The organism is Sphingomonas sp. Leaf22, from assembly GCF_001421715.1.
GTDB lineage: Bacteria > Pseudomonadota > Alphaproteobacteria > Sphingomonadales > Sphingomonadaceae > Sphingomonas.
Map to the genome: position 1 here is coordinate 47,802 of NZ_LMKP01000010.1, position 11,395 is coordinate 59,196.

At 65.3% G+C, this 11,395-nt stretch carries 10 protein-coding genes; 2 read left to right on the top strand and 8 right to left on the bottom strand.

The genetic code is table 11. The annotated features are described in order from the left end of the window. Nucleotides 1-26: 26 nt before the first annotated feature. The 4 genes from ASE70_RS06285 to mdh form a co-directional block, all read right to left on the bottom strand. Nucleotides 27-2,999: a 2-oxoglutarate dehydrogenase E1 component gene (locus ASE70_RS06285; RefSeq protein WP_082450800.1), complete on the bottom strand. Its 2,973-nt coding sequence runs from the start codon at nt 2,997-2,999 to the stop codon at nt 27-29. 76 nt (nt 3,000-3,075) lie between these two features. After that, nucleotides 3,076-3,960, bottom strand: coding sequence for a succinate--CoA ligase subunit alpha (gene sucD, locus ASE70_RS06290; protein ID WP_056502591.1), 885 nt, complete (start codon nt 3,958-3,960; stop codon nt 3,076-3,078). A 38-nt stretch (nt 3,961-3,998) separates the two neighbouring features. Further along, on the bottom strand, nt 3,999-4,286 hold the full coding sequence (locus tag ASE70_RS06295) for a GIY-YIG nuclease family protein (RefSeq protein WP_056502595.1): 288 nt from the start codon (nt 4,284-4,286) through the stop codon (nt 3,999-4,001). Between the two features lie 101 nt (nt 4,287-4,387). After that, a complete protein-coding gene (mdh, locus tag ASE70_RS06300) occupies nt 4,388-5,350 on the bottom strand; it encodes a malate dehydrogenase (protein WP_056502597.1) in 963 nt (320 codons plus the stop codon). 298 nt (nt 5,351-5,648) lie between these two features. On the opposite strand from mdh, the gene ASE70_RS06305 reads away from it, so the two are divergent. Further along, nucleotides 5,649-5,930 carry an ETC complex I subunit gene (locus ASE70_RS06305; protein WP_056396358.1) on the top strand — a complete coding sequence of 94 codons (282 nt, stop codon included), beginning with the start codon at nt 5,649-5,651 and terminating at the stop codon, nt 5,928-5,930. Further along, entirely contained in the window at nt 5,927-6,337 is a 411-nt protein-coding gene (locus ASE70_RS06310) for a DUF2147 domain-containing protein (protein ID WP_056502600.1), read from the top strand. Before ASE70_RS06305 ends, ASE70_RS06310 begins: the two co-directional genes overlap by 4 nt. Here ASE70_RS06310 and ASE70_RS06315 read toward each other — a convergent pair. From ASE70_RS06315 to ASE70_RS06330, 4 genes are all read right to left on the bottom strand, one after another. Then, nucleotides 6,300-7,481: an acyltransferase family protein gene (locus ASE70_RS06315; RefSeq protein ID WP_082450802.1), complete on the bottom strand. Its 1,182-nt coding sequence runs from the start codon at nt 7,479-7,481 to the stop codon at nt 6,300-6,302. The genes ASE70_RS06310 and ASE70_RS06315 overlap by 38 nt on opposite strands. A gap of 206 nt (nt 7,482-7,687) precedes the next feature. Then, nucleotides 7,688-9,331, bottom strand: coding sequence for a chaperonin GroEL (gene groL / locus ASE70_RS06320; RefSeq protein ID WP_056396342.1), 1,644 nt, complete (start codon nt 9,329-9,331; stop codon nt 7,688-7,690). A gap of 66 nt (nt 9,332-9,397) precedes the next feature. Beyond that, the gene (groES, locus tag ASE70_RS06325) at nt 9,398-9,685 is read right to left on the bottom strand and encodes a co-chaperone GroES (RefSeq protein ID WP_056001221.1); all 288 of its coding nucleotides are present in this window, start codon (nt 9,683-9,685) and stop codon (nt 9,398-9,400) included. 139 nt (nt 9,686-9,824) lie between these two features. Next, entirely contained in the window at nt 9,825-11,216 is a 1,392-nt protein-coding gene (locus ASE70_RS06330) for an MATE family efflux transporter (protein ID WP_235512161.1), read from the bottom strand. Nucleotides 11,217-11,395: the final 179 nt, after the last annotated feature.

Consider the following 11,395-nt stretch of genomic DNA (forward strand, 5'->3'; position numbering starts at 1 on the left):
GCCCCGTCAGGGGCGAGCACATTGGGTTACGACGCGGCCTTGGCGACCTTTTCGGCGGCGGCAGCGCTTTCGGACTGACGGGTCCGGCGGATTTCGTCGCGAACATTGTGGCCGAGCGCATCGGCGACCAGCGCGCCCTGTTCGGCCTGGTGACGCTTCATCAGGCCGGTGGCGGGCGATGCCGCCGCGGTACGACCGGCATAGCGGGCGCGCGCGACCTGCGAACCGGCCTCGGCCAGTGCCTCCTCGATCGCCGGTTCGACGAGGAACCACGAACCGTTGTTCTTCGGCTCTTCCTGCGCCCAGACCACGTCGGTCAGGTTGGGCAGGCGCTTGAGCCGCTCGACCAGCGCGTCCGACGGGAACGGATAGATCTGTTCCACGCGGACGATCTGCGTCGCGGTATCGCCCGCCGCATCGCGTGCTTCGATCAGGTCGAACGCGACCTTGCCCGAACACAGCACCAGCCGGGTCGTGTCCGCATCCGCCGGCGCGGCCGGATCGGACAGCAACCGCTTGAAATGGGTGCCCGGCAGGAAGTCCTCGGTCTTCGACACCGCCAGCTTGTGCCGCAGCAGCGACTTTGGCGTCATGATGACCAGGGGCTTGCGGAAATTGCGATGCATCTGCCGGCGCAGCAGGTGGAAAAGATTTGCCGGAGACGTGACGTTGGCGACCTGCATATTGTCGCCCGCACACAGCTGCAGGAAGCGTTCGAGACGCGCCGAGCTGTGTTCCGGACCCTGACCTTCATAGCCGTGCGGCAGCATCAGCACGAGGCCGTTGGCGCGCAGCCACTTGGCTTCGCCCGCCGCGATGAACTGATCGATCATGATCTGCGCACCGTTGGCGAAATCGCCGAACTGCGCCTCCCAGATCACCAGCGCCTTCGGATCGGCCAGCGCATAGCCATATTCGAAGCCGAGCACGCCATATTCGGACAGCGGGCTGTCGAGCACTTCGAAGCTGCCATGCTCGATATTGTTGAGCGGCACGTACTTGTGCTCGTCGGTCTGGTCGACCCACACCGCATGGCGCTGCGAGAAGGTACCGCGACCCGAATCCTGCCCCGACAGGCGGACGCCGAAGCCTTCCGACAGCAGCGAACCGAACGCCAGCGCCTCGGCGGTCGCCCAGTCGAAGCCTTCGCTATTGGCGAACATGCCGCGCTTGGCGTCGAGGACGCGCGACAGCGTCTTGTGGACCTGAATGCTGTCGGGAACGGTGGTCAGCGTGCGGCCCAGCGAGTCGAACAGCTTCTGTTCGATGCCGGTATCGACCGAGCGGCGCGACCCTTCGGCATCCATCGGTGCGTGCAGCCCCGACCAGCGACCGGCGAACCAGTCGGCGCGGTTGGGCTTGTAGCTCTTGGCGTTTTCGAACTCGCCTTCGAGATGCTGGGTGAATTCGGCGGTCTTGGCGGTGACGAAGTCGCCGTCGATGACGCCCTCTTCCTGCAACCGCTTGCCATAGATGTCGCTGACGCCGGGGTGGCCCTTGATCTTCGCGTACATCAGCGGCTGGGTGAAGGACGGTTCGTCGCCTTCGTTATGGCCGAAGCGGCGATAGCACCACATGTCGAGGACGATGTCGCGCTTGAACGCCTGACGGAATTCGATCGCCATCTTGGTCGCGAAGGTCACGGCCTCGGGATCGTCGCCGTTGACGTGGAAGATCGGTGCCTGCACGCCCTTCGCCACGTCCGACGGATAGGGTGACGAGCGCGCGAACTGCGGCGAGGTCGTGAAGCCGACCTGGTTGTTGATGATGAAGTGGACGCAGCCACCGGTATTGTAGCCGCGGATGCCCGAGAAGCCGAGGCATTCCCACACGATCCCCTGGCCCGCGAATGCCGCGTCGCCATGGATCAGGACGGGCAGGACCTGTTCGTGCTTTTCCAGATCGCCGCGGAACGTCTGCTGCGCGCGGACCTTGCCGAGCACGACCGGATTGACCGCTTCAAGGTGGCTGGGGTTGGCGACCAGCGACATGTGGACCGATACGTCGTCGAAGCTGCGATCGGTCGAGGTGCCGAGGTGGTACTTCACGTCGCCCGAACCGCCGATATCGTCGGGGTTGGCGCTGCCGCCCGCGAATTCATGGAAGAGGACGCGGAACGGCTTGTTCATGACGTTGGTCAGCACGTTCAGGCGACCGCGATGCGCCATGCCGTACACGATCTCGCGCACGCCAAGCTGGCCACCGTATTTGATGACCGCTTCGAGCGCAGGGATCATCGATTCACCGCCGTCGAGGCCGAAGCGCTTCGTACCGACATACTTGCGGCCGAGGAACTTCTCCCACTGTTCCGCCTCGATGACCTTGGCGAGGATCGCCTTCTTGCCTTCGGGGGTGAACTGGATCGCCTTGTCGCCGCCCTCCATGCGGTCCTGCAGGAACTTGCGCTCCTCCACGTCGGCGATGTGCATATATTCGAGGCCGACATTGCCGCAGTAATTGGCGCGCAGGATGTCGACGATCTCGCGCACGGTCGCCCATTCGAGGCCGAGCGTCCCGCCCAGATAGACCGGCGTATCGATCTCGGCATCGGAGAAGCCGTGATATTCGGTACGCAGATCCTCGGGCAGTTCGCGGCGGGCAAGGCCGAGCGGATCGAGATTGGCGGCGAGGTGACCACGCACGCGATAGGTGCGGATCAGCAACTGCGCGCGGATCGCATCGCCGGCGGCCTTGGCGACATCGACCTTCGGGGCGGGCGCGGCAGCGGCGGCCGGGGCAGGCTTGCCGCCCCGGGCAGGCTTGGGGGCGGGCTCCATCTGCGTCGGGTCGAGCGCTGCGGTCAGCGCGTCGGTCTCGGTCAGCGGCCAGCGCTTGCTCTGCCAGCTGGGATGCTGGGTCGCACCCTCCAGACCGTCGAACCACTGACGCCAGCCGGCATCGACCGACGAGGGGTCCTCGCGGTAGCGACCATAAAGCGTTTCCACGAATGCCGGGCTGACGCCGGCGGCGATGTCGAAATCCTGGCCTTCGTAGCCCATGGTCACATCCTGTCCGCTTCTGCCCGGTCGAACCGGGCGGTGCCCCGTGCGGGTGGTCGCACGGGGCAAGTCACCTTCAACCGTTCAGCACTGCGAGCAGCGTCGAACCCAGTTCGCTTGGGGAAGCCGCAACCTTGATACCGGCGGCTTCCATCGCCGCGATCTTGCTTTCCGCATCGCCCTTGCCGCCCGACACGATCGCGCCGGCATGGCCCATGCGACGACCCGGAGGAGCGGTGCGGCCCGCGATGAAGCCGGCCATCGGCTTCTTGCGACCGCGCTTGGCTTCGTCGATCAGGAACTGTGCAGCCTGTTCTTCCGCGTCGCCGCCGATTTCGCCGATCATGATGATCGACTGGGTGGCCTCGTCCGCCAGGAACAGTTCCAGCACGTCGATGAAGTTGGTGCCGTTGACCGGATCGCCACCGATGCCGACGGCGGTCGTCTGACCCAGGCCAGCGTTCGAGGTCTGGAACACCGCCTCATAGGTGAGCGTGCCCGAGCGCGAGACGACGCCGACGCTGCCCTTCTTGAAGATCGAACCCGGCATGATGCCGATTTTGCACTCGCCCGGCGTCAACACGCCCGGGCAGTTCGGGCCGATCAGTCGCGACTTCGAACCCGACAGCGCGCGCTTGACCTTGACCATGTCGAGCACCGGAATGCCTTCGGTGATCGCGACGATCAACGGGATTTCGGCGTCGATCGCTTCGAGGATCGAGTCGGCGGCGAAGGGCGGCGGCACGTAGATGACCGAGGCGTCGGCGCCGGTCTTCGACTTGGCTTCGGCGACGGTGTTGTAGACCGGCAGGCCGAGATGCTCGGTGCCGCCCTTGCCCGGCGTCACGCCGCCGACCATCTGTGTGCCATATTCCAGCGCCGCCTTGGTATGGAAGCTGCCGGTTTCGCCGGTCATCCCCTGGGTGATGACCTTGGTGTTCTTGTTGACGAGGATGCTCATCTTCGTTTCCCTTGCTGCTCCGAGTGATGGAGCGAAAATCAGGTCAGCTGTCCGAACAGATCGTACCAGCCGGGGTTGTTCTCTTCGATCAGCCGCAACTTCCAGTCACGGTTCCATTTCTTGATCCGCCGTTCGCGAAGCCGCGCCTCTTGCAGATCGTCATGGCATTCGTACCAGACCAGGAGGGTGCAGTCGTGTTCGCTGGTGAACCCTTCGACCGTGCCGGTGCGATGCTGGTAAATTCGTTGAACCAGGTTGCTGGTCGAACCGGTATAGATCGTTCCGTTGCGGCGGCTGGCGACGATGTAGACAAATCCGGTCTTCACCTTCCGCTCCCGCCGTATCCCCGCGCAGGCGGGGATCCAGAGCCAAGAGCGTCACGCTCCATTACCCTGGACCCCCGCCTGCGCGGGGGTACGCATTTGTGTCAGGCGAGGCTCTCGTCGATCCCCTTGCAGGCGACCAGCAGTTCCTTGACCGCATCGACCGAGACGTCGAGGTTCGCCTTGGCTTCGTCGCCCAGCTTGACCTCGACGATCTTCTCGACGCCGCCGGCACCGATCACGACGGGCACGCCGACATACAGGTCGTCGATGCCGTACTCGCCCGACAGATACGCCGCGCAGGGCAGGACGCGCTTCTGGTCGTAGAGATACGCTTCGGCCATCGCGATGCCGCTGGTCGCGGGGGCGTAGAAGGCCGAGCCGGTCTTAAGCAGGCCAACGATCTCGCCGCCGCCGCCACGGGTGCGCTTGACGATCGCGTCGACGCGTTCCTTCGTCGACATGCCCATGTCGATCAGGTCGGTGACCGGAATGCCCGAAACGGTCGAATATTCGAGGACCGGGACCATCGTGTCGCCATGGCCGCCCAGCACGAAGCTGTTGACGTCCTTGACCGACACCTTGAACTCGTCCGCGAGGAAGTGGCTGAAGCGCGCGCTGTCGAGCACGCCGGCCATGCCGACGACCTTGTTGTGCGGCAGGCCGCTGAATTCGCGCAGCGCCCACACCATCGCGTCGAGTGGGTTGGTGATGCAGATGACGAACGCGTCGGGGGCGTTGTTCTTGATGCCCTCGCCGACCGCCTTCATCACCTTCAGGTTGATGCCGAGCAGGTCGTCGCGGCTCATGCCGGGCTTGCGCGCGACGCCGGCGGTGACGACGATGACGTCCGCACCGGCGATGTCGGCATAGTCGTTGGTGCCGGTGATCGTCGCGTCGAACCCTTCGACGGGTCCACACTGCGACAGGTCGAGCGCCTTGCCCTGCGGCACGCCTTCGACGACGTCGAACAGAACGATGTCACCCAGCCCCTTAAGGGCAGCGAGGTGGGCGAGCGTGCCGCCGATGTTGCCAGCGCCGATCAGCGCGATCTTCTTGCGAGCCAAGACGTCTCTCTCCGTAGCAAGTCGGGCGCGGTCCTGCCGCGACGGGGGCGCTGTACGGTGTTTTCCAACGAGAAACAACCCTAAAGCGCGTCTTAATGATAATAGATCGCAAATGCAATAGAGGACATTTGGCTTGAAAACCGGGGCTTCTTGCCGGACAACCGCTAAAAATCTGCCGTCATCGCGACCGGCCGGGATAACAAACCGCGATTCGTAGTGGTCCGCGGTGCGACTCTGCTGGCAACCGGCGTGGGCTTTGCTATGCAGGCGTGGAATTCCGATTGCTAAGGTTTCGTCGATGCCCAATGCCCGTATCTATCAGTACCCGAAGAACGCGATGCAGTCGGGTCGTGCCAAGACGCAGATCTGGATGCTCGAATTCGAGCCGGCCGAGCCGAAACAGGCCGATCCGCTGACCGGTTGGGCAGGGTCGGGCGATACGCGCGAGCAGGTCAAGCTGCGCTTTCCGTCGCTCGACGCCGCGACCGATTACGCCACGCGCGAAGGGATCGACTTTCATGTCGTGCCAGCACCCGAGCGTAAGTTGAAGCTGCAAGCCTATGCGGACAACTTCAAATGATCCGTGCTTCGTTCGTCGCCGGCGCGATGCTGCTGGCCGTGCCCGCGTTGGCAGCGACACCGATCGCCGGGCGATATGTGACCGAGGACGGATCGGGCGTGATCGAGATCGGCCGCTGCGGCGCGACCGTATGCGGCAGGCTGGTCCGTATCCTGAAGTCCGAGCCGAATGCGCCCAAGACCGATGTCAACAACAGCGATCCGGCGCTCCGCTCGCGGCCGGTTCTGGGGATGCCGATCCTGAGCGGCTTCACCGACGGCGGCAAGGACTGGCGCGGCCGCATCTACGACCCGCGCAACGGCAAGAGCTACAAGTCGATCGTGTCGCGCAACGGCGACGGCACGCTGAAGGTGCAGGGATGTATCGCCTTCATCTGCCAGACGCAGTTGTGGAAGCCCGTGGGGTAGGGCCGGTCTCGCGCCGGCGGGCGCGCGACGGACGCGACAGCCAGCGACGGACCGGAACGTCGTAGAACCGGAAACAGAGCAGCGCGACCGCGACGCAGGTGCCGAACGCGACAAGTCCGATCCCGCTGCCCGCGACGATCGGCGGGTGGCTTCGTTCGATCCAGTCGGCGTAGAGCGCCACGATCGGATGATGGGTGATATAGAGCGGGTAGGACAGGTTGCCCAGCAAGCGGGCAGCCTGTCCGGACCGGCCGGCGACTGCGCCACTGCCTGCGCCGAGCGCGACGATCAGCGGGAATAGCAGCAGAACGCAGCCTGCCTCGTACAGCCCGTTAAGCCAGAGCCGGTTGGTGCCGCCGATCCTCGGCATCGCCAGCGCGACCACCAGCAGCGCCGCGGCGATGGGAAAGCCGTGGCGGACGGTCAGCGCGCGGCCCCGGCGGCGCAGGAGGATCCCTGCAAAGAACGGGAACAGGACGCGGGTCAGCCCGACAAGCACGCCCGAGCCATCGAACACCCAGCCGCCGATCAGGTCGCCGCGCGGGCCGAACACGGCGAGGTGCGCCACCGCCAGCGCCGACAGGCCGACCAACAGCGCCAATATGCGATCGGAGGCGTTGCGCACGCCCGCGGCATAGGCGGCATAAGCGAGATATTCGTAGAAGAGCGACCATGCCGCCCCGTTGAGCGGGTAGAGTGCGTCGCCCTGTTGCAAACCGGCATGGGGTGCCAGCGGGATCATCGCCACACCCAGCAGCAGGACGCCAATCACGCGCGCGGTGGATATGGCTTCGGTCGCGGACGATGCACCGGACAGGAACAGCGCCCCGCCGATCACGCTGCCCATCACGACCATCGGCTGTAGCCGGATGACGCGACGTCGCCAGAAGTCGGCGACCGACATGTTCCCCCAGCGATGGTCATAGGCGTGGGCGATAACGAAGCCGGACAGGAGGAAGAAGAAGTCGACGGCCAGATAGCCATGGTTGACGATTTGCCGCTGCACATCGCCGCGCGCATGCGCCTCGAACAGATGGAAGGCGACCACCAGCAGCGCCGCGATGCCACGCAGACCGTCGAGCGCTGGGTAATGCGCGGCCGAGGATCGGTCGTCGGGGATCGCAGCGGCGGGAGCGGCAGTCATTGCCGTCGTCGTACCCGACAGGTGCTAATATTTGATATGTCGGCACAAAACGCGAAAAGGTCGGGAAAGGGGTATCCCTTCCCGGCCTTTTCTGCGTCTGGATCCGACCCCGGCAAAGCCGGTGTCCGTCGGTCGGGTGATGAGCACCCGCCGGCCGGATCGACGTGAGTCCTGCGCGAGCTATCGCTCGCGCAGGCCACATTCGATCAGAAGTCCATGCCGCCCATGCCGCCCATGCCACCGCCGGCGGGCATCGCTGCGCCCTTGTCGTCCGGCAGTTCCGAAACGGTCGCTTCGGTGGTGATGAGCAGGCCGGCGACCGAGGCCGCGTTCTGCAGCGCGGTGCGGACGACCTTGGTCGGGTCGATCACGCCGGCGGCGACGAGGTTCTCGTACACGTCGGTCGCGGCGTTGAAGCCGAACGACGTGTCGGTCTGGTCGAGCAGCTTGCCCGAGACGACCGCACCGTCATGGCCGGCATTCTGCGCGATCTGACGCACCAGCGAGGTCAGCGACTTGCGGACGATGTCGACGCCGCGCGTTTGGTCGTCGTTCGCGCCGGTGACGCCTTCGAGGGCCTTGGTCGCGTACAGCAGCGCGGTGCCGCCACCGGGGACGATGCCTTCTTCGACGGCTGCGCGGGTTGCGTGCAGCGCGTCGTCGACGCGGTCCTTGCGCTCCTTGACCTCGACTTCGGTCGCACCGCCGACCTTGATGACCGCGACGCCACCAGCGAGCTTCGCCAGACGCTCCTGCAGCTTTTCACGGTCATAGTCCGACGAGGTAACTTCGATCTGCTGACGGATCGCATCGGTGCGGCCCTTGATCGCGTCGGCTTCACCGGCGCCGTCGACCAGCGTGGTGTTGTCCTTGTCGATCGTCACGCGTTTGGCGGTGCCGAGCATGCCCAGCGTCACGGTCTCGAGCTTGATGCCGAGGTCTTCGCTGATGACTTCGCCCTTGGTCAGGATCGCGATGTCTTCCAGCATCGCCTTGCGACGATCGCCGAAGCCCGGAGCCTTGACCGCTGCGACCTTCAGGCCGCCGCGCAGCTTGTTGACGACGAGGGTCGCCAGCGCTTCGCCTTCGATGTCCTCGGCGATGATGAGGAGCGGACGGCCCGACTGCACCACCGCTTCGAGGATCGGCAGCATCGCCTGCAGCGACGACAGCTTCTTCTCGTGGATCAGGATGTACGGGTCGGTCAGTTCGACCTGCATCTTTTCCGGGTTGGTGATGAAGTATGGCGACAGATAGCCGCGGTCGAACTGCATGCCTTCGACGACGTCCAGCTCGAATTCGAGGCCCTTGGCTTCCTCGACGGTGATGACGCCTTCCTTGCCGACCTTTTCCATGGCTTCGGCGATCTTCTCGCCGACTTCACGGTCGCCATTGGCCGAGATGATGCCGACCTGGGCGATCTCGTTGGTGCCCGACACCGGCTTCGAACGGGCCTTGATGTCCTCGACCACCTTGGTCACGGCGATGTCGATGCCGCGCTTCAGGTCCATCGGGTTCATGCCGGCGGCGACCGACTTCATGCCTTCGCGGACGATCGCCTGCGCCAGCACGGTGGCGGTGGTGGTGCCGTCGCCCGCGATGTCGTTGGTCTTCGAGGCCACTTCGCGCACCATCTGCGCGCCCATGTTCTCGAACTTGTCCTTCAGTTCGATTTCCTTGGCGACCGACACACCGTCCTTGGTGATGCGGGGCGCACCGAACGACTTGTCGATCACGACGTTGCGGCCCTTTGGCCCCAGCGTGACCTTCACCGCGTCGGCGAGGATGTCGACGCCGCGCAGGATGCGTTCGCGTGCGTCACGACCGAATTTTACTTCCTTGGCTGCCATGTGGCTACCCTTTCCAAATCTCAAAAGTCACGAAAGTCACACTCGCCACGCGAATGCGACGGAAGGTCAGCCGACGATCCCGAGGATGTCGCTTTCCTTCATGATGAGCAGGTCTTCACCGTTGACCTTGACCTCGGTGCCCGACCACTTGCCGAACAGGATGCGGTCGCCGGCCTTGACGTCGAGCGGCGTGATCGTGCCGGTTTCGGTGCGTGCGCCGGTGCCGGCGGCGACGACCTCGCCTTCCTGCGGCTTTTCCTTGGCGGTGTCGGGGATGATGATCCCGCCGAGCGTCTTTTCCTCGGCCTCGACGCGGCGGACGAGCACGCGGTCATGCAGCGGACGGAAGTTCATGCGCGGTTCCCTTTGATTGGTAAAACGAAACTGTTCCTGGCACTCACCATTCGGGAGTGCCAGCCGCCCGGATATGTGGAGCCGTTCATCGAGCGTCAAGCGGGGTCGGAACAATTTTGCAGGTGATACGTGGCCCCCGTCAGACGGGTCGAACCAGCCCCAGCCGTTCGCGCCGGCGCCAGCGGTCGACCAGCAGCAGCGCGACCGCCAGCAATCCGAGCGCAAGGCCGATCCATACCCCGATCCCGGCCAGATCGGTCCAGAAGCCGAGCGCGACCGAGGCGGTGAAGCCGACGCCCCAATAGCCGACGAACGCGATCACCATCGGCACTCGCGTATCCTGAACCCCGCGCAGGACCCCCGCCGCGACCGCCTGCGCACCATCGGCCAGCTGGAAGATGGCGGCGATGGCGAGATATTGCAGCGCCAGCGCGACCATCGCCGCATTGGCCGGTGCCTGCGGTTCGATATAGATCGACAGGAAGGCGCGCGGCGCGACCCATAGCAGCAGCGCGGTGAACCCCATGAAGCCGGTGCCGACGATCAGCGCCGACCATCCGGCGCGCGCGATCCAGATGCGGTCGCCGGCCCCATAGGCAAGGCCGACGCGGATCGTCGCCGCCTGTGCGATGCCGAACGGCACCTGGAACAGGAAGGCCGCGATCTGCAACGCGATGGCATGGGCCGCGACCTCGGTCACGCCGATCAGGCCCATCAGGAATCCGGCCGCGGAGAACAGCGCGCCTTCGAATGTCATCGTCGCCGCGATCGGTAGCCCCAACACAAAAATCTGGCGCAGGCGGGTCCATTCGCCGCGCCACCAATTGCCGAACAGATGGAAGCGCCGCAGCCTGCGATCGGCGACCAGCACCACCGCATAGGCGATCATCATCGCGATCGCAGTGCTAAGACTGGCCACCGCCGACCCCTCCAGCCCCCAGGCCGGAAAGCCGAGATTGCCGAACACCAGCAGCCAGTTGGCAAGGATCGACACGCCGAGACCCAGCGCGGTGATCGCCATCGCCCAGCCGGCGCGGCCGAGCGCCGAGGCGGTGATCCGCATGACATTGCCCGCCAGCGCCGGGATCATCGCCCATAACAGGATGTCGAGAAACGCATCGGCGCGCACCGCGACGCGCGGATCCTGTCCGGCGAGCAGCAACAGGCTTTCGCCATGCGCCAGCAGCGCCATGAACGGCAGGCTGCCCAGCACCGCGATCCACGCGCCCATCCGGAACGAGCGCCGCACCTCGCGCACGGCATGATGGCGACGACCCAGTTCGGCGGCGATGATCGGCGCGGCGGCCCCGACCAGCCCCGACAGGGCGAACAGGATGACGCTATAAAGATAGACGCCCAGAGTCGCGGCGGCGAGTTCGACCGCACCCAGCCGGGCGACGAACACCACATCGACGGCATAGACTGCCATCTGCAACAGATTCGCGCCGACGAGCGGGGCTGCCAGCCGCAACGTCGCAGCGAGTTCGGCACGGGCGCTGGCGGGCGCGGCAGGGGCAGCGGCGTTGGTCACGGGGGGCGTGTAGTGGTTTTGGCGGGGGGAGGCCAGTTGGGGGTTGTCGCTCCCCTCCCTGACAAGGGAGGGGCTGGGGGTGGGTAGGCTTTGGGCGGGCGTAACGTTCCCCTGCGGGCCGACCCACCCCCGACCCCTCCCTTGTCAGGGAGGGGAGAGAAGCCGGTGACGTTGCCGGC